The sequence below is a fragment of the Klebsiella sp. 7-CIP_Kleb. genome (assembly GCF_050378655.1).
Taxonomy (GTDB): Bacteria; Pseudomonadota; Gammaproteobacteria; order Enterobacterales; family Enterobacteriaceae; genus Klebsiella; species Klebsiella quasipneumoniae.
Map to the genome: position 1 here is coordinate 121,510 of NZ_JBNRLJ010000003.1, position 18,943 is coordinate 140,452.

Annotated in this window: 17 protein-coding genes and 5 tRNA genes; 2 read left to right on the top strand and 20 right to left on the bottom strand. The window is 59.0% G+C overall.

Annotated features, from left to right (window positions below; all coding sequences use genetic code 11):
• On the top strand, positions 1–1,539 hold the full coding sequence (gene emrB / locus ACQUTI_RS14030; RefSeq protein ID WP_002914342.1) for a multidrug efflux MFS transporter permease subunit EmrB: 1,539 nt from the start codon (positions 1–3) through the stop codon (positions 1,537–1,539).
• Between the two features lie 136 nt (positions 1,540–1,675).
• Positions 1,676–3,352 carry a 2-isopropylmalate synthase gene (gene leuA / locus ACQUTI_RS14035; protein ID WP_428923290.1) on the top strand — a complete coding sequence of 559 codons (1,677 nt, stop codon included), beginning with the start codon at positions 1,676–1,678 and terminating at the stop codon, positions 3,350–3,352.
• Here leuA and ACQUTI_RS14040 read toward each other — a convergent pair.
• From ACQUTI_RS14040 to mltB, 20 genes are all read right to left on the bottom strand, one after another.
• Positions 3,331–4,098: an AraC family transcriptional regulator gene (locus tag ACQUTI_RS14040; RefSeq protein WP_060656665.1), complete on the bottom strand. Its 768-nt coding sequence runs from the start codon at positions 4,096–4,098 to the stop codon at positions 3,331–3,333. The two genes, leuA and ACQUTI_RS14040, sit on opposite strands and share 22 nt — an antisense overlap.
• A gap of 52 nt (positions 4,099–4,150) precedes the next feature.
• Complete coding sequence (gene luxS / locus ACQUTI_RS14045; protein WP_004205694.1) at positions 4,151–4,666, bottom strand: S-ribosylhomocysteine lyase; 516 nt, start codon at positions 4,664–4,666, stop codon at positions 4,151–4,153.
• Positions 4,667–4,831: 165 nt separating this feature from the next.
• Entirely contained in the window at positions 4,832–6,388 is a 1,557-nt protein-coding gene (gshA, locus tag ACQUTI_RS14050; RefSeq protein WP_064155053.1) for a glutamate--cysteine ligase, read from the bottom strand.
• Positions 6,389–6,454: 66 nt separating this feature from the next.
• Positions 6,455–6,883 carry a YqaA family protein gene (locus ACQUTI_RS14055; protein ID WP_004205691.1) on the bottom strand — a complete coding sequence of 143 codons (429 nt, stop codon included), beginning with the start codon at positions 6,881–6,883 and terminating at the stop codon, positions 6,455–6,457.
• Entirely contained in the window at positions 6,880–7,446 is a 567-nt protein-coding gene (yqaB, locus tag ACQUTI_RS14060; protein WP_004205690.1) for a fructose-1-phosphate/6-phosphogluconate phosphatase, read from the bottom strand. The genes ACQUTI_RS14055 and yqaB overlap by 4 nt, the downstream gene beginning before the upstream one ends.
• Positions 7,447–7,571: 125 nt before the next feature.
• The gene (locus tag ACQUTI_RS14065) at positions 7,572–7,886 is read right to left on the bottom strand and encodes a BON domain-containing protein (RefSeq protein ID WP_004205689.1); all 315 of its coding nucleotides are present in this window, start codon (positions 7,884–7,886) and stop codon (positions 7,572–7,574) included.
• Positions 7,887–8,241: 355 nt separating this feature from the next.
• A tRNA-Arg gene (locus tag ACQUTI_RS14070) sits at positions 8,242–8,318 on the bottom strand.
• A gap of 96 nt (positions 8,319–8,414) precedes the next feature.
• Positions 8,415–8,491, bottom strand: a tRNA-Arg gene (locus tag ACQUTI_RS14075).
• 61 nt (positions 8,492–8,552) lie between these two features.
• Positions 8,553–8,629 (bottom strand) — tRNA-Arg (locus tag ACQUTI_RS14080).
• 150 nt (positions 8,630–8,779) lie between these two features.
• A tRNA-Arg gene (locus ACQUTI_RS14085) sits at positions 8,780–8,856 on the bottom strand.
• A 4-nt stretch (positions 8,857–8,860) separates the two neighbouring features.
• Positions 8,861–8,953, bottom strand: a tRNA-Ser gene (locus tag ACQUTI_RS14090).
• Between the two features lie 322 nt (positions 8,954–9,275).
• Positions 9,276–9,461 carry a carbon storage regulator CsrA gene (gene csrA, locus ACQUTI_RS14095; protein WP_000906486.1) on the bottom strand — a complete coding sequence of 62 codons (186 nt, stop codon included), beginning with the start codon at positions 9,459–9,461 and terminating at the stop codon, positions 9,276–9,278.
• 363 nt (positions 9,462–9,824) lie between these two features.
• On the bottom strand, positions 9,825–12,452 hold the full coding sequence (alaS, locus tag ACQUTI_RS14100) for an alanine--tRNA ligase (protein ID WP_004205688.1): 2,628 nt from the start codon (positions 12,450–12,452) through the stop codon (positions 9,825–9,827).
• 250 nt (positions 12,453–12,702) lie between these two features.
• Positions 12,703–13,203, bottom strand: a complete 501-nt coding sequence (gene recX, locus ACQUTI_RS14105; protein WP_004205687.1) for a recombination regulator RecX — start codon at positions 13,201–13,203, stop codon at positions 12,703–12,705.
• Positions 13,204–13,273: 70 nt separating this feature from the next.
• Positions 13,274–14,332: a recombinase RecA gene (gene recA, locus ACQUTI_RS14110; protein ID WP_004205686.1), complete on the bottom strand. Its 1,059-nt coding sequence runs from the start codon at positions 14,330–14,332 to the stop codon at positions 13,274–13,276.
• A 90-nt stretch (positions 14,333–14,422) separates the two neighbouring features.
• Positions 14,423–14,920, bottom strand: a complete 498-nt coding sequence (pncC, locus tag ACQUTI_RS14115) for a nicotinamide-nucleotide amidase (protein ID WP_004205685.1) — start codon at positions 14,918–14,920, stop codon at positions 14,423–14,425.
• Between the two features lie 138 nt (positions 14,921–15,058).
• Positions 15,059–15,937, bottom strand: coding sequence for a metal ABC transporter substrate-binding protein (locus ACQUTI_RS14120; protein WP_004205683.1), 879 nt, complete (start codon positions 15,935–15,937; stop codon positions 15,059–15,061).
• A 7-nt stretch (positions 15,938–15,944) separates the two neighbouring features.
• Positions 15,945–16,808: a metal ABC transporter permease gene (locus ACQUTI_RS14125; RefSeq protein ID WP_004205682.1), complete on the bottom strand. Its 864-nt coding sequence runs from the start codon at positions 16,806–16,808 to the stop codon at positions 15,945–15,947.
• Complete coding sequence (locus ACQUTI_RS14130) at positions 16,805–17,515, bottom strand: metal ABC transporter ATP-binding protein (RefSeq protein WP_072140381.1); 711 nt, start codon at positions 17,513–17,515, stop codon at positions 16,805–16,807. Before ACQUTI_RS14130 ends, ACQUTI_RS14125 begins: the two co-directional genes overlap by 4 nt.
• A 338-nt stretch (positions 17,516–17,853) precedes the next feature.
• The gene (gene mltB / locus ACQUTI_RS14135) at positions 17,854–18,933 is read right to left on the bottom strand and encodes a lytic murein transglycosylase B (RefSeq protein ID WP_043521292.1); all 1,080 of its coding nucleotides are present in this window, start codon (positions 18,931–18,933) and stop codon (positions 17,854–17,856) included.
• Positions 18,934–18,943 lie beyond the last annotated feature (10 nt).

Below are 18,943 nucleotides of genomic sequence, written 5' to 3' on the forward strand. Positions count from 1 at the left end.
ATGCAACAGCAAAAACCGCTGGAAGGCGCGCAGCTGGTCATCATGACCATTGCGCTGTCGCTCGCGACGTTCATGCAGGTGCTGGATTCCACTATCGCCAACGTGGCGATCCCGACCATCGCCGGTAACCTTGGTTCATCGCTGAGCCAGGGGACCTGGGTCATCACTTCGTTCGGGGTCGCTAACGCCATCTCCATTCCGATCACCGGATGGCTGGCCAAGCGCGTGGGCGAGGTGAAGCTGTTCCTGTGGTCCACCACCGCTTTCGCCATCGCCTCCTGGGCCTGCGGCGTCTCCAACAGCCTGACGATGCTGATCTTCTTCCGCGTCATTCAGGGTATTGTTGCCGGGCCGCTGATCCCGCTGTCGCAAAGTCTGTTGCTCAGCAACTATCCGCCGGCGAAACGCTCTATCGCCCTGGCGCTGTGGTCGATGACGGTGATCGTCGCTCCCATCTGCGGCCCGATCCTCGGCGGCTATATCAGCGATAACTACCACTGGGGATGGATCTTCTTTATCAACGTGCCCATTGGCGTGGCGGTGGTGCTGATGACCCTGCAGACCCTGCGCAACCGGGAAACCAAAACCGAACAGCGGCGTATCGACGGCGTCGGCCTGGCGCTGCTGATCATCGGTATCGGTAGTCTGCAGGTGATGCTGGACCGGGGCAAAGAGCTGGACTGGTTCTCCTCCAATGAAATTATCATTCTGACCATCGTGGCGGTGGTGGCGATAAGCTTCCTGATCGTCTGGGAGCTGACCGACGATAACCCGATTGTCGATCTGTCGCTGTTTAAGTCGCGCAACTTCACCATCGGCTGCCTCTGCATCAGCCTGGCCTACATGCTCTACTTCGGGGCCATCGTGCTGCTGCCGCAGCTGTTGCAGGAGGTCTACGGCTACACTGCGACCTGGGCCGGCCTGGCGTCAGCGCCGGTGGGGGTGATCCCGGTCATTCTGTCGCCGATTATCGGCCGCTTTGCGCATAAGCTCGATATGCGGCGGCTGGTCACCTTCAGCTTTATCATGTACGCCGTCTGCTTCTACTGGCGCGCCTGGACCTTCGAACCGGGGATGGACTTTGGCGCCTCGGCGTGGCCGCAGTTTATCCAGGGCTTCGCAGTGGCCTGCTTCTTCATGCCGTTGACCACCATCACCCTTTCCGGCCTGCCGCCGGAGCGGCTGGCGGCGGCGTCGAGCTTGTCGAACTTCACCCGTACCCTTGCTGGCTCCATCGGGACCTCGATCACCACCACCCTGTGGACCAACCGCGAGGCGCTGCACCATGCGCAGCTCACCGAATCGGTGACGCCGTTCAACCCCAACGCGCAGCAGATCTACGATCAGCTGCAGGGGATGGGAATGACGCAGCAACAGGCGTCCGGCTGGATAGCACAGCAGATAACCAACCAGGGGCTGATTATCTCTGCCAACGAAATCTTCTGGATCTCAGCGGCCATTTTCATCCTGCTGTTGGGACTGGTATGGTTCGCCAGACCCCCGTTCAGCGCCGGCGGCGGCGGCGGCGGCGCGCACTAAGCCTCACATTAAGGGACCTGCGGGTCCCTTTTTTACGCCTTCAGGTTGTCCAGTTCTCGCTAGTTTCTGTCTCGTTTGCGAAAGCCTGCCCGCCGGCGCTCGGGCAGGATAAAGGCAGACCATTAAGGAGAACACTATGCTGAGCCATCCTGCTGAAAAGTACCGTCCCTATCCGCCGATCGCCCTTCCCGACCGCCGCTGGCCTGACCGGCAAATCAGCCACGCCCCACGCTGGCTGTCGACTGACCTGCGCGACGGCAACCAGGCGCTGGCCGAGCCCATGGACAGCGCCCGCAAACTGCAGTTCTGGGATCTGCTGCTGGAGTGCGGCTTTAAAGAGATTGAGGTCGCCTTCCCTTCCGCTTCACAAACCGACTTCAACTTTGTCCGCCAGCTGATTGACGAACAGCGCATCCCGGAGGATGTCACTATCCAGGTGCTGACCCAGGCGCGAGACCCGCTGATCCTGCGCACCTTTGAGGCGCTGCGCGGCGCCCGCCGGGCCACCGTCCACCTCTACAATGCCACCGCGCCGCTGTTCCGCGAGCTGGTTTTCGGCATGGACAAGGCCGAGGTGATCGCCCTCGCGACCCGCGCCACCCGGCTTATCCGTCAGCAGTGCGAACAGCAGCCGGAGACCCGCTGGCAATATGAATATTCGCCTGAAACCTTCTGCTTCACCGAGCCCGAGTTTGCGCTTGAGATTTGCGAAGCGGTGGCGGATGTCTGGCAGCCCTGCGCCGAGCGACCGATGATCGTCAATCTGCCGGCGACGGTGGAAGTCAACACCCCGAATGTCTATGCCGATCAGATCGAATATTTTTGCCGCCACTTCTCCCGCCGCGGCGAAGTCTGCATCAGCGTGCATCCGCACAATGACCGCGGCACCGGCGTCGCCAGCGCCGAGCTGGCGGTGATGGCCGGTGCCGACCGGGTGGAAGGCTGCCTGTTTGGCAACGGCGAACGCACCGGCAATGTCTGTCTGGTGACGCTGGCGATGAATCTCTACAGCCAGGGCATCGACCCTGAGCTTCGCTTCGAGCAGATGAACCGGGTGGTGGAAGTGGTGGAAAACTGCAATCAGATCCCCGTTCACCCGCGCCACCCGTGGGCGGGAAGTCTGGCTTACACCGCCTTCTCCGGCTCTCATCAGGATGCGATCAAAAAAGGATTTGATGCCCGTCAGCCTGGCGACCTGTGGCGGATGCCCTATCTGCCGATTGACCCGCAGGATATTGGCTGCAGCTATGAGGCGGTGATCCGCGTCAACAGCCAGTCGGGGAAAAGCGGCAGCGCCTGGCTTATCGAACAAAATCATGGCCTGAAGCTGCCCCGCGGGCTGCAGCAGGACTTCAGCCAGCACGTTCAGCAGGCCACCGATAGCGACGGCAAAGAGATGACCCACCATGCGCTGTGGCAGCTGTTCCGCACGCGCTACGGGCTGCAGACGCAGTCTGCGCTGACGCTGGTCGATTATCAGAGCGCCAGCCAGCAGAATGGCCAGCTTTCCCTGCAGGCAACGCTGCGTCACCACGGCGAAACCCGACGCCTGCAGGGCCAGGGCAACGGCCTGCTCTCCGCCGCAGCCAGCGGCCTCAGCGCGCTGTTTCGGCAACCGTTTATGATCAAGGACTATCATGAGCATACCCTCGGCGCGCGCAGCGACAGCCGGTCGGTGGCCTATATTCGCTGCATTTTTCCGCAAGGAGAAAGCTACTGGGGCGTGGGTATCGATAATGACGTGGCGCGCGCCTCGCTGCAGGCGCTGTGCAATGCGCTCAGCGCCGCCGATCAGGCCGGGGGACGAAAATAGTCGCTGGGGGCGACGCCCATCACCCGACGAAACATGGCGCTGAAGGCGCTGTGGCTGCCGTAGCCCAGCTCCAGCGCCACCCGCAGCACGGAGTGGCCCTGCGCCAGGCGAATCAGCGCTTCCATTAGCTTCGCCCGGCGCACCCACTCGCGCCACGTCAGGCTAGTCTGCTGCTGAAAATGGCGGTTCAGGGTTCGCTCGCTCATGCTGCACGCCTTCGCCGCCTGGCTGCTGCTCCAGACCCCGCCCGGCGCCTCGCGCACCTGCTGGCACAGCCGGCGCAGCGTTTCGCTTTGCGGCTCCGGCAGGCCAAACGGCAGGATCGCCATCCCGCGGATCTCATCGAGGATCAGCTCATAAATCCGTTCGTCGCGGCTGGCGGGGGCATAACGCTCAGCCAGCGCCAGGGAGGAGACAATCAGTTCCCGCAGCAGGGGCGTGATCTGTACGATCTGGCACCCCGCCGGAAGATCGGCGCGCGCCAGCGGATCGATAAACAGCGTTCGCGCCGCGACGTTGCCGGTCATGCGCAGCGCGTGGGGCGTTCCCGCCGGCAGCCAGACGCCGCGCCCGGGCGGCACCACCCAGTAGCCTGCCGGCGTCGCCACCCGCACCACGCCGCTTAAAATATGCAGCAGCTGGGCGCAGTCATGCTGATGCCAGTCTTCCTGGTCACCGTGAGCATAATCATGGGCAAAGGGCACCAGCGGGCGGTGCTGAAAGGAGAAGGTGGTGGTCGTCGTCATGGCGGCGTCGGGAAAGCGGCCCGGCGACAGGCGTCGGGCCGCGGCGGAAGCACTAGATGTGCAGTTCCTGCAGTTTTTCTTTCGGCAACGCCAGTTCGTCGTTGCTGTTGATGCGCACATCGCGCTCGATGATATGACGAGCGATCTCCTGCGCCTCTTCCAGCGAGTGCATGGTGTAGGTCCCGCACTGGTAGACGTTCAGCTCCGGGATCTGGTTCTGATCTTTCACCTTCAGCACGTCGGCCATCGCCGCTTTCCAGGCGTCGGCGACGCGCTGCTCGTCCGGCGTACCAATCAGGCTCATATAGAACCCGGTGCGGCAGCCCATCGGCGAAATGTCGATAATTTCCACGCCATTCCCGTTCAGGTGATCGCGCATAAAGCCGGCGAACAGGTGCTCGAGGGTGTGGATACCGCGCTCCGGCATCACTTCCTGGTTCGGCACGCAGAAGCGCAGATCGAATACGGTGATTTCATCGCCATGCGGCGTGTTCATTTTCTTCGCGACACGCACCGCTGGGGCTTCCATTCGGGTATGGTCGACTGTGAAACTATCTAACAACGGCATTCGTCACCTCCGGGAGTGAATTTTTTTAAAATAAAATGAACTCTTTGTTCAGCCGCGAGTCTCAGTATATGAAAGACGCGCATTTATTATCATCATCATCCCTGAATCAGAGATGAAAGTTTGGCCACAGTGATGTGGCCTTTTTCTTTTCCAGCGCTTCGACCGCTACGCGTGCCGCGCCAACAGCGCCTCAAACGGCTCGCTGTCTTCCGCTTCTATTTTCTTCTGTCGCGCCACCGACGCGTCACGCTCGGCGATGAAATCTTCTTCGCTCAGGATCTCCAGCGGCTCTTCACGCAGCTGGGTCCGGTAACGATCGGCCAGCGCACGGCCGGTTCCACCAATCCCTTCTTCAATCATAGAACGCAGAATGCGGGCTGAGAAGGTTAATTCCGGATCGTCAAAACAGGCCAGCAGCTCATCGCAGACCTGTTGATAGGCCTCGCCGCCGTGAATGCTGTCCAGCGTCTGCGCTACACGGCGTAAATCGCGGAACAGATCTTTACCCACCTGCGCCAGCGGGAACTGCGCGCTTTCGCAGCCGATGCCCAACGTTAAGCCCGGCTTACGCCCTTCCAGAATCACCCGATTCCAGTTGGTGCGGGTGCACAGCAGCTCATCGCTGCTCATCTCCGGCGCGTCGGCCAGCGCGCACCAGACCATAAACAGGTCGAGGAAACGCACCTGCTGGGCGTCAACGCCGATCGGCGAGAAGGGATTGATATCCAGCGAACGCACTTCGATATACTCAATACCACCGCGCAACAGCGCATCGGACGGGGTTTCGCCCCGACGGGTGACGCGTTTCGGGCGGATCGGCGCATAGAGTTCGTTTTCAATCTGCAGGATATTGCTGTTGATCTGCAGATACTTACCGTCTTTTTCCAGCCCGATTTTAGCGTACTCTTCCGACGGCGTTTTAATCGCGCGCTTCAATCCTGCCACATACTCGTGCAGATCGTTAAACGTAATTCCGAGATTGCTTTGCGACTTATTGGTATAACCAAGGTCGCTGAGGCGCAGCGAGGTGGCGTACGGCAAGTAATACATGCCGTTGCCCGTCTCCTCAAAGGGCAGCGTCGTCGGCTTTCCTTGCAGGAACGAAGCGCAAATCGCCGGCGAGGCGCCGAACAGATAGGGGATCACCCAGCCAAAGCGATAGTAGTTACGAATTGAGCGGAAATAGCCCGCCGAAATGGCCTCTTTACCACTCTCAGTGTCTTCCACACCACATTTAGCCTGCCAGAAGGCCATCGGTAGGGAGAAGTTATAGTGCACGCCGGAGATAGTCTGCATCAGCGCGCCATAGCGGTTCTTCAGCCCCTCGCGATATAGCGTTTTCAGGCGCCCCACGTTAGAGGTGCCGTACTGCGCCAGCTCAATATCCTGACCGGGGGCGATATAGCATGGCATACTCAGCGGCCACATCCGCTCATCACCGATCTGACGCGCGGTATAGCGATGGACATCGCGCATAAAGGTCAGCATATGCTCAATATCGCCATCTACTGGCGTAATGAACTCAAGTAAAGCTTCGGCAAAATCGGTGGTAATCCATTTATGCGTCAGCGCTGAGCCTAACGCCGGAGGGTGACCGGTCGTTGCAAGGGTGCCGTCTGCGTTCACGCGCAGCGTCTCCCGCTCCAGACCACGTTGAATACCCTGCAGGGCCTGCGGATGTTTTTCCAGCCAGGCCAGCGCCTGTGATACGTCCGGGATCAATTTGACCTCCCGCCTGTCGAAATCGTTTGAATAAGCATAATTGTAATGGATGAACTATCAGTCCAATTAGTGCCACCACGTCATGCCCTGAAGCGTCGCTGCTGCAATGACGATATAGCGCAGCGCCTTTCCAAGGCATAAGAAAAAGAGTACCGGTCCCCAGGAAATGCGCATCCATCCCGCCAGCAAACACAGTAAATCGCCGACAACCGGCGCCCAGCTCAGCAACAGCGTAACCGCGCCGTAGCGCTTAAGCCAGCCGGCCGCCCGCTCCTGCCAGCGCGAGGTTTTACGCAGCGGAAACAGGCGCCCCAGAATAACGTTAGTTACCCCTCCAAGGCTATTGCCGATTGTTGCTATTAATACTAACCACCACGGATGACTGACCCCCGCAAGTAGCATAGCCACCAGCACAACCTCCGAATTGCCGGGAAGTAGCGTGGCGCTTAAAAAGCTACTGGCAAACAGCGAGAGGAGTGACAGCGCATCGCTCACAGCAAACGCACGTCTACAGCGTCCATTCCCGCGCGCTTCGCCGCCTGCAGACCAAAGTCGGCATCTTCGAAGACCACGCATTTTTCCGGCGCGACGCCCATGCGCTCGGCGCACAGCAGGAAGGTATCGGGCGCGGGTTTATGGTTGACCACATGATCGGCCGCCACCACCGCGGAGAAGTAATGACGCAGGCCCAGGTGCGCCAGCAGCGCTTCGGCGACGGCGCTTTCGCTACCGGTGCCGACCGACATCGGGCGACGGCCGTGCCACGCCTTGACCACCTCGATCAGCGGCAATGGACGTACGCTGTCCAGCAGCATCGCCTTAACGGCCAGGGTTTTTTCCTGCGCCAGGCGATGTGGATCGAGATCCGCCTGGTTGAGTTCAATAATCGCCTGGGCAATCCGCCAGGTCGGTGAGCCATTGAGGGCAACCATCGCCTGTTCGTCGAAACGCATACCGTAGCGGCCCAGCACCTCATTCCATGCCTGACGATGGGTCGGCTCGGTATCGAGGATAGTGCCATCCATATCAAAGATCAGTCCTGCGTAACCTTCGTACATCGTCTTCTCACCAACCGGTTAATGAATGGTTACTGTAACGCAAAAGCCGGTCGTTGTCGCGGCCAGCGGCGCAGACGACAAAGGCGCCCACAGGCGCCTTCAGGCATCAGACCGTATAGGCGGCCTTATTTAATACGCAGATCGTTTTCGACCATTCGCACGCCCTGCACCCGACGGGTGACTTCCACCGCCCGTTTAGCGCTTTCCGCGGAGGAGACAAATCCACTCAGTTGGACGCGGCCTTTAAAGGTCTGGACGCTGATTTCAGAGGACTTGATGTCTTTATCGTTAAAGAGCGCCGTTTTCACCTTGGTGGTCACCACGGTATCGTCAATATAGCCGCCCGTACTCTCCTTTGTAGCCGATCCCGCACAGCCAGCGAGGGCCGTCGCCACCAGCAGCGTTGCGCAAAAAGCAGGTATTGCTTTGAACCATTTCATGGATTTCTCTCCTTGCATTTATCTCAGCCTGATAACGCTGATATACAAGGATAAATTATAGTGGAAAGCGCGGCTTGCCAATAAAAAAGTCAGGATGAAACTGGCGATGGAAAACGCGGTTATCGGGATGGTGAGAGAAGAGTGAAGATGATGCATTCAGAACGGGTGCTGCGATAATTTCGCAGCCTATGTAACAACATCGTCGTTGTTACTGAGGAGAATAGGGTACATCCGGGAGGATGATTCGGCTTCGCCTCACCCTTCGGGCCGTTGCTTACGCAACGTTATCCTCCCTGGTGCTGGCGATGATTTCGCAGACCATAAAACAACATCGTCGCTGTTATTAAGGAGAATATGGTGCATCCGGGAGGATTCGAACCTCCGACCGCTCGGTTCGTAGCCGAGTACTCTATCCAGCTGAGCTACGGATGCATCGGGAAAGCTATTTTACTGCGGGGTTACTCTCCTGGCACTTACGATGGTTTCGCAAACCAGATAACAACAATGTTGCTATTACTAAGGAGAATATGGTGCATCCGGGAGGATTCGAACCTCCGACCGCTCGGTTCGTAGCCGAGTACTCTATCCAGCTGAGCTACGGATGCATCGGGATTACTGCTGTAATTCTGATATCAAATTTCGCGATTTGCCATTCTTGTTAAAGAATGGTGCATCCGGGAGGATTCGAACCTCCGACCGCTCGGTTCGTAGCCGAGTACTCTATCCAGCTGAGCTACGGATGCATCGGGAAACTTGCTTTACTACGCGTCAGTGTCACAACTAACACATGCCACACTGAGTATGACGGTCTAATCGGTAGAGTGACTCGATTATGCCTCGCACTGCGGGCCGCTGCTTTCACAGCGCGCTTCTCTCTTAATTCAGAAAGAAGATGGTGCATCCGGGAGGATTCGAACCTCCGACCGCTCGGTTCGTAGCCGAGTACTCTATCCAGCTGAGCTACGGATGCAAAATGGCGGTGAGGCGGGGATTCGAACCCCGGATGCAGCTTTTGACCGCATACTCCCTTAGCAGGGGAGCGCCTTCAGCCTCTCGGCCACCTCACCACACACGCCTCTTTCGAGTGCTTCGAAGAACTTGTTTCTGCTCTTCGTCGCTGCGATGGCGCACATATTACTTTCTGGTACTTATAAGTCAAACACTTTTTCGAGACCTTTTTTCGTTTGCACACTTCGCACGCAATTCGCGTGCAAAAACGGCAAAAAGGGCAATTTATCAACAGGAAATCAGCCCTGACGCTGGCATAATGTCAAACAACCAAAGCGGCAAAGGGTAATGAAAAGCGGTATGGCGCAGGGGGAAGAAACAGAAAAAGGGAAAAAGCGGCGATAAGTGATGCGCCTCACTGAACAGCGAGGCGCGGAAACCTTAGTAACTGGACTGCTGGGATTTTTCAGCCTGAATACGCTGGTAGATCTCTTCACGGTGTACAGATACTTCTTTAGGGGCGTTTACGCCAATACGAACCTGGTTACCCTTCACCCCTAAAACTGTCACAGTGACCTCATCTCCAATCATGAGGGTCTCACCAACTCGACGAGTCAGAATCAGCATTCTTTGCTCCTTGAAAGATTAAAAGAGTCGGGTCTCTCGTATCCCGGCATTATCCATCATATAACGCCAAAAAGTAAGCAATGACAAATACCTTACGGTATAAGCAGTCATGGCATCACATTCTGTTAAACCTAAGTTTAGCCGATATACACAATTTCAACCCGACTTTATCGTTATCGGTGTTTCTCGCGCAAGGTGCCATTTCCCTGAGGTTACGGCACCTAAACCCGCCATACTTCAAGTTGCATGTGTGTTGGTTTTCCTCGCTCACCCCAGTCACTTACTTGAGTAAGCTCCTGGGGATTCGCTGTGTCGCCGCCTTCCTGCAACTCGAATTATTTAGGGTATATGCGTTTATAGTTATTACAGTTTTGCGCTGACCCAGCCTTTCACACTGGCTAACGCTGCAGGGAGAGCAGACGCATCGGTACCACCGGCCTGCGCCATATCCGGACGACCGCCCCCTTTACCGCCCACCTGCTGAGCGACCATACCAACCAGCTCCCCAGCCTTGACGCGATCTGTCACATCCTTAGACACACCGGCAATCAGGGAAACTTTACCGTCTGCGACCGTAGCCAACACCACAACCGTCGAACCCAGCTGGTTCTTCAGATCGTCAACCATGGTGCGCAGCATCTTCGGCTCCACGCCGGCCAGCTCGCTGACCAGCAGCTTAACGCCGTTAATCTCTTCCGCTTTGCTGGAGAGGTTTGCGCTCTCCTGCGCCGCAGCCTGCTCTTTCAGCTGCTGCAGCTCTTTTTCCAGCTGACGGGTACGCTCCAGCGCGGCGCGAACTTTCTCGCCGAGATTGTGGCTGTCGCCCTTCAGCAGCTGTGCGATATCGCTGAGCTGATCGCTCTGCGCGTGCAGCATGGCCATCGCGCCCTCACCGGTCACCGCTTCGATACGGCGCACGCCAGCGGCGGTACCGGACTCAGACGTGATACGGAACAGGCCGATATCACCGGTACGCGCCGCGTGAGTCCCGCCGCACAGTTCGGTGGAGAAGTCGCCCATCCGCAGCACGCGGACGCGGTCATCGTATTTCTCGCCGAACAGCGCCATGGCGCCGGATGCGCGCGCGGCATCGATATCCATAATGTTGGTTTCGATAGCCAGGTTACGACGGATCTGCGCGTTGACCAGATCTTCCACTGCACGAATCTCTTCCGGCTTCATCGCTTCGAAATGCGAGAAGTCAAAGCGCAGCGCTTTATCGTTGACCAGCGAGCCTTTCTGCGCCACATGGGTGCCGAGCACCTGGCGCAGCGCCGCGTGCATCAGGTGCGTCGCGGAGTGGTTCAGGCGGATACGCTGACGGCGAGCCTCGTCCACATCGGCCTGCACCGCGTCGCCCACTTTCAGGGAGCCGCTGGCGACTTTACCGATATGACCAATGGCCTGGCCGTACTTCTGCGTGTCGCTGACCGCGAAGGAGAAGCCCGTGCCTTTCAGTTCGCCTTTATCGCCCACCTGGCCGCCGGACTCCGCATAGAACGGGGTCTGGTCGAGGATCACTACCGCTTCCTGACCCGCGCTGACGCTATCCACCGCTTTGCCATCGATGAACAGCGCAGTCACTTTGCCGTTCAGCTCCAGATGATCGTAACCTTTAAATTCAGAGGCGCCGTCAACGCGGATCATCGCGTTATAGTCAGCGCCGAAACCGCTGGACTCGCGCGCGCGACGGCGCTGCTCTTCCATGGCGGCCTCAAAGCCGGCTTCGTCAACCTTGATGTTGCGCTCGCGGCAGACGTCCGCGGTCAGGTCGACCGGGAAGCCGTAGGTGTCGTACAGACGGAAGGCGGTTTCGCCATCCAGGGTGTCGCCTTTCAGCTTCGACAGCTCTTCATCCAGCAGCGCCAGTCCGCGCTCCAGAGTACGGGCGAACTGCTCTTCTTCGGTTTTCAGCACCTGCTCAACCTGAGCCTGCTGCTGCTTCAGTTCTTCGCCGGCGGAGCCCATCACGGCGATCAGCGGGGCAACCAGTTTCCAGAAGAAGGTATCCTTCGCGCCCAGCATGTTGCCGTGACGGATCGCGCGGCGAATGATGCGGCGCAGCACGTAGCCGCGGTTTTCATTCGACGGGATTACGCCGTCAGCGATCAGGAAGGCGCAGGAACGAATGTGGTCGGCAATAACGCGCAGCGACTTGTTCGTCAGATCGGTGGCGCCGGTGACTTTCGCCACGCTGGCGATCAGATCGCGGAACAGGTCGATGTCATAGTTTGAGTTAACGTGCTGCAGCACCGCGGCAATACGCTCCAGGCCCATACCGGTGTCGACGGACGGCTTCGGCAGCGGCTCCATGGTACCGTCAGCCTGACGGTTGAACTGCATGAAGACGATGTTCCAGATCTCAATGTAGCGGTCGCCGTCTTCTTCCGGACTTCCCGGAGGGCCGCCCCAGATGTGATCGCCATGGTCGAAGAAAATCTCGGTGCACGGACCGCACGGACCGGTGTCGCCCATCTGCCAGAAGTTGTCTGAAGCAAACGGCGCGCCTTTGTTGTCGCCGATGCGGATGATTCGCTCGCGCGGGACGCCTACTTCATTGGCCCAGATGTCGAATGCTTCGTCATCGGTCTCGTAAACGGTGACCCACAGCTTCTCTTTCGGCAGCGCGAACCAGTTCTCACCGGTCAGCAGCTCCCACGCGTATTTGATGGCATCCTGCTTGAAGTAGTCGCCGAAGCTAAAGTTGCCCAGCATTTCAAAGAAGGTGTGGTGACGCGCGGTGTAACCGACGTTTTCCAGATCGTTGTGTTTACCACCCGCACGCACGCAACGCTGCGCGGTGGTCGCACGCGAATAATTACGTTTGTCGAGACCAAGGAAGACATCCTTGAACTGGTTCATCCCTGCGTTCGTAAACAGCAGGGTCGGATCGTTGTGCGGGACCAGGGAGCTGCTGGCAACTACCTGATGTCCCTTGCTATGGAAAAAGTCGAGAAACGCCTGACGGATCTCAGCGGTGCTCTTGCTCATAATTATCCTGAAATCAAGCTACACGTCATCCTTCAAGTCGCCTCTGTCCTGGCTGCGCTTGCTCTTCCGGCACCGAACTGACGTGCGTTGCGGAAGATAGTCTCTCTTGCCGCCCTGATGCAGCTTGAATGATTTTGTGTAAAGGAATAATCGCCCAGGACGCTGCCTGCACTGTCACAACCAGCGGCCCGACGGAATAAAGTGGGAATAAGATAAGTTTTCTTTACGGCGAAGTAAAATCCCGGATGGGTCAATCTGCAAAATTTCGCCAGATTTCCTGGATATCTTCCATCAGGTAGCCACGGTACAGCAGGAATCTCTGGATTTTCACTTTCTCAGCAAAGGCGGAGGGTAACGGTTCACCGTATTTACGCTGCGCCTGCGCCCTGGCAAGGCTCACCCAGTCGATGTCGCATTCGCGCATCGCCTGTTCCACGGCCTGGCGCGCAATGCCTTTCTGGCTGAGCTCCTGACGAATGCGCGCGGGGCCATAGCCTTTGCGGCTCCGGCTGGCGATGAACTGGCCGACAAAACGATTATCGTCGAGATAACGGTTTTCGATACACCAGGCAACCACCTGCTCCAGCTCTTCAGGGGTGACGTCCAGCGCCTCGGGGCCATTTTTGCTCATTACCGGAGCAGCCAGTTTGCGACGCAGCTCCTGTTCGCTGTGGTCGCGCATCGCCAGAATGCGGATAGCGCGGTCCAGCAGGCGGGCGTAGCCGGAGCGGCGTGATGAAGGTTCAGTCACAGGCACCTCAATAATCTAAGAAAAGCAAAAGGGCCGCATAAGCAGCCCTTTATCACTCTGTTAGACGATATCAGAAATCTTGTTCCGTTTCTTCTGCATCGTTGCCGTCAACGGCGAAGTCCGGCGTAGAGTCCTGGTTGTTGAGCAGCAGTTCGCGCACTTTCTTCTCAATCTCTTTCGCCGCCGCCGGGTTCTCTTTCAGCCAGGTGATAGCGTTCGCTTTGCCCTGACCAATTTTGTCGCCGTTGTAGCTGTACCAGGCGCCCGCTTTCTCAATCAGCTTCTCTTTCACGCCAAGGTCAACCAGCTCGCCGAAGAAGTTGATGCCTTCGCCGTAGAGGATCTGGAATTCAGCCTGTTTGAACGGCGCCGCAATCTTGTTCTTCACCACTTTGACGCGGGTTTCGCTACCGACGACGTTGTCGCCCTCTTTCACCGCGCCGATGCGACGGATATCCAGACGCACGGAGGCGTAGAACTTCAGCGCATTACCGCCGGTGGTGGTTTCCGGGTTACCGAACATCACGCCGATTTTCATACGGATCTGGTTGATAAAGATCAGCAGCGTGTTGGACTGCTTCAGGTTACCCGCCAGTTTACGCATCGCCTGGCTCATCATACGCGCCGCGAGGCCCATGTGAGAGTCGCCGATTTCGCCTTCGATTTCCGCTTTCGGCGTCAGCGCCGCGACGGAGTCGACGACGATAACGTCAACCGCGCCGGAGCGCGCCAGCGCGTCACAGATTTCCAGCGCCTGCTCGCCGGTATCCGGCTGAGAACACAGCAGGTTGTCGATATCCACGCCCAGCTTGCGCGCATAGACCGGATCCAGCGCGTGTTCCGCATCGATGAACGCACACGTTTTACCTTCGCGCTGCGCTGCGGCGATAACCTGCAGCGTCAGGGTGGTTTTACCGGAGGATTCCGGCCCGTAGATCTCGACGATACGGCCCATTGGCAGACCGCCGGCGCCCAGCGCGATATCCAGAGAAAGCGAGCCGGTGGAGATGGTTTCTACGTCCATAGAACGGTCTTCACCCAGGCGCATGATGGAGCCTTTACCGAATTGCTTTTCGATCTGGCCCAGTGCAGCCGCCAACGCTTTCTGTTTGTTTTCGTCGATCGCCATTGTTACTCCTAATCATGCAGGGTGAAGCGTGTTCGCTTCGCCGTTAATATTTGTTCAGTTGAGGCAATTATACTGTATAGTCATACAGTATCAAGTCTTTTGTAGAAATTGTTGCCAGAGCAGATTGAGCGCGTAGGCCGTCGCCTGACGACGTACCGCTTCGCGGTCTCCGGCAAAGCATTCCCGCCGCGTCACCCCTTGCCCGCTAACGCTGGCGACGCCAAACCACACCGTCCCGACCGGCTTTTCGTCGCTGCCGCCATCCGGCCCGGCGACGCCGCTAACCGAGATGGCATAGTCCGCGCGCGCGGCGCGCAACGCGCCGATCGCCATCTCCACCACCACCGGTTCGCTCACCGCGCCGTTGTCCCGCAGCGTCGCTTCGCTGACGCCGATCATTTGCGATTTGGCCTCGTTGCTGTAAGTCACAAAACCGCGTTCAAACCACGCTGAGCTGCCGGCAATATCGGTGATGGCTTTCGCTATCCAGCCACCGGTGCAGGATTCCGCCGTGGTCACCGTCGCGCCCTGCGCCTGCAGCGCCCGGCCGACCTTCTCGCTTAGCTGCATTAATTCTGAATCGGTCATTATCGCCCCGCTTTGCTCCGGATAAAGAGGCCATCAAAGATAGCACTTTCCACAGAGATATGGGGACGAGGTGTGGAATTTACGAGGGGACATCCAAAATGAATCATCCCGGCGGCGCCGGGATGAGAAATCGCACGCTTACTTCATGCTGGCGGCGATCAGCGCCACGTTATGACGCATCATTTTGACATAGCTATCCGCGACGCCCCCCGGGGCGGAGAGCGCCTCAGGATAGAGTTCTCCGCCGGGCTGCGCGCCGGTGGCGCTGGCAATCTGCTTCACCAGCCGCGGGTCAAGCTGGTTCTCCATAAACCAGGTATGGACGCCGTCCGCGTTGATTTGCTTAATCAGCGCCGCCACCTGCGCCGCGCTGGCCTCGCTCTCTGAAGAGAGCCCCTGCGGCGCGAGGAAGGTTACGTGATAAGCGCGGCCAAAATAGCCGAAAGCGTCATGGCTGGTCAGGACCTTGCGCTTGGCCAGCGGAATGGCGCTGAACTGCCCTTTCGCCCAGCCGTCGAGGGCCGTCAGCTGGTCGATATAGCGCTTGCCGCTGCTGGTCAACGCCGCTTTATCTTCCGGGTCGGCTTTCACCAGACCATCGAGGATATTCTGCGCATACAATGCGCCGTTCGCTGCGCTGTTCCAGGCGTGGGGATCGGTCACCGTTTTGCCGTCTTCATCGAGGGTATGGGTCTTGACGCCCTTCGACGCCACTACCAGCTCGCCCTTAAAACCAGAGGCCTTAATCAGGCGATCCAGCCAGCCTTCCAGTCCCAGGCCGTTAACCACCACCACGTCGGCCTTGCTGAGCAGCGCGCTATCCTTCGGCGACGGCTCGAAGGTGTGCGGATCGCCATCCGGGCCGACCAGGGTATCCACATGGACATGCTCCCCGCCAACCTGCTGCACCATATCACCCAGCACTGAAAAACTGCTTACCACATTCAGCGTTTTCGCCATCGCCCCCTGCGCCATCAGGCCGAAGGCCAGCGCGACCACTATTGCACTACGTTTCATCATTTCCTTACCCCATCAATTTGCGCCAGCCGACCAGCAGTCGGCTGCGCGTGCCAAAAAACAGCGAAATAAAAAACAGCGCGCTGGCGGTCAGCACGATGGCGGGCCCGGCGGGAAGACTGGCCGCCCAGGAGAGACTCAAACCCAGCCAGGCGCAGAGCGCGCCGGAGAGCGCCGCCAGCAGCAGGATGCCCGGCAGCGTTCGCGCCCAGCAGCGCGCGGCAACCGCCGGAAGCATCATCACCCCTACCGCCATCAGCGTGCCGAGCACCTGAAATCCCGCCACCAGGTTAAGCACCAGCAGCGCCAGAAAAAGCCCATGCAGCACCGCGGGCAGCCGGCGGTTATTCACCTGCAGCCAGGCACTGTCGAACGCCTCGCTGACCAGACCGCGGTAGCACAGCGCGATGCACAACAGCGTCAGGCTGGCGACGCCGCTGACAAACAGCGCCGCGTCACGATCCACCGCCAGAATGGAGCCAAACAGCAGATGCAGCAGGTCGACGCTGGAGCCGCGCAGCGACACCAGAGTGACGCCCAGCGCCAGCGATCCCAGATAAAATCCAGCAAAGCTGGCGTCCTCTTTTAACGGCGTCCGCCGGCTCACCCATCCCGCCACCAGCGCGACCGCGATGCCGGCGACAAAGCCGCCCACGGTCATGGCCAGCAGCGACATGCCGCTCAGCAGATAGCCCACCGCCACGCCGGGGAGAATGGCGTGCGACAGCGCGTCGCCCATCAAGCTCATGCGCCGCAGCAACAGGAAGACGCCCAGCATGGTGGTGCTTAGCGACAACGCCAGGCAGACCACCAGCGCCCGGCGCATAAAGCCGAATTCAATAAAAGGTTGAAAGAAGGTGTGCCAGATCATGCTGACCTCGCCTGGCTGAAGGCCGGGAGAACCGCCCGGGTGGCACCCCAGCAGGCGCGCTGGCGGGTTAAAAGCAGCGTCTCCGGAAAAAAGTCGGCTACCCGCTGGTTATCATGCAGCACCGCCAGGATGGTTTGCCCCTGCCGGTGCATGTCGAGGATCAGCTCCATCAGTTCGCGACTGGTCGCTTCATCGATACCCGTGAAGGGCTCGTCGAGCATCACCAGCGGCGCCCGCTGCACCATCACCCGGGCAAACAGCATGCGCTGAAACTGGCCGCCGGAGAGCGCTTCGATCGGGGTTTTCGCCAGGCTCGCCAGCCCGACCCGCTCCAGCACCGCGCCGATGCGTCGCCGGGTATCGCCGCTCAGACCGCGCAGCAGCGACACGCCGGGCCATGCGCCCTGACTCACCACATCCTGCACGTTGAGAGGAAACTGTGACTCGAGGGCATGGCGCTGTGCCAGCCAGCCAATCACCGGCCGCTTTCCCTGCCAGCGCAGGCGGCCGCTGACCGGCGGAAGAAACCCGGCGAGGGTTTTCAGCAGGGTCGATTTTCCGCAGCCATTGAGACCAACGATTGCCGTCAGGCTGCCGGGACATATCATCCCGCTCAGCGGAGGGGTGATCGCCGCCCCGCCATAGCCGGTTACCAGTTGTTCCAGTTCAATCATGGCAGCGTCACCGCCCACCAGGTCGCCAGCCATAGCGCCGCCAGCAGCGTTCCAGCGATGGCCAGGCGCGCCGCGCCGGATGCCATAAAAACCGATGCGAACATATCCTTACCCCCTTATTAAATGTTATAACATAACAATACAGAGGCGAAATTAGATTGTAAATCAGCGTCGGTGAGCGGAAATGTAACAAAGGTAGACAGGAAGCATGCCGACGGGAAGAAACAGCAGGATAAGCGCGGCCTTTCCGGGAAATCCCCCGGTCGCGCTGCGCTTACGGGGCCACCAACCAGATAACAGACCGTCGCCCGGATAAGGCGATACGCGCCGTTATCCGGGGAGGCTCGGATACTGTCAGCCGGATGACAGTATTAATAACCGCCGCGGGCCTGAGAAACCGCCAGGCCAAGCTGCCAGACGGCCATGGCGTAGTGGGTGCTGTGATTGTAGCGAGTGATGGTGTAGAAGTTCGGCAACCCGTACCAGTATTCATAGCCGGTACCGACGTCCAGGCGCAGCAGACTGGCCTGCTGATGGTTACCCAGCGGCTGGGTTGGGGTTAGCCCCGCCGCCGCCAGCTGCGACACGCTGTATTTGGTTTTGAAACCATTCTCCAGCCCCGGCGCCTGGCCCAGCGCCTGCACCGCCACCAGATCGCCGCTCACCCAGCCGTGCTGTTTGAAGTAGTTGGCCACGCTGCCGATAGCATCCACCGGGTCCCACAGGTTGATATGGCCGTCGCCGTTAAAGTCCACCGCGTATTGCTTATAGGACGACGGCATAAACTGGCCGTACCCCATCGCCCCGGCGAAAGAGCCTTTCAGATCCAGCGGGTCGTCGCTTTCGCTGCGCGCCATCAGCAGGAAGGTTTCCAGCTCGGAGGAGAAGTATTCGGCGCGGCGCGGATAGCTAAACGACAGGGTCGCCAGCGCGTCGAGGATGCGGGTTTTGCCCATCACCCGGCCCCAACGGGTCTCCACGCCGATAATACCGACAATGATTTCCGGCGGCACGCCGTAGACCTGATAAGCGCGGTTGAGCGCGTCCTGATACTGATTCCAGAACACCACGCCGTTCTGCACGTTATCCGGGGTAATAAACTGTTTCTTGTAGCGCAGCCAGGCGCCGGTTGGCCCGGTCGGCGGCAGGCCGGTCGGCGCCTGACGATCCATCAGCCGCAGAACGTAGTCCAGACGCTTCGCCTGCGACAGGATCTCCTGCAGCTGCTGCCTGTCGAAGCCGTGCTTCGCCACCATCTTATCGATGAACTGCGCCGCCGCCGGGTTGTTGGCGAAGTCGCCGCCCATCTGCATCACGTTATGCTGCGGTTCCAGCAAAAAGCCGCCGGTTCCACTCGCCATCTCCGTTTCCGCGGGAGTCTTGGGTTTGCTGCTGCAGGCAGCGAGGAGCACACAAAGGGGAAGTAAAGCCAGAGAGCGACGCTTCAACATGGGAATTCCG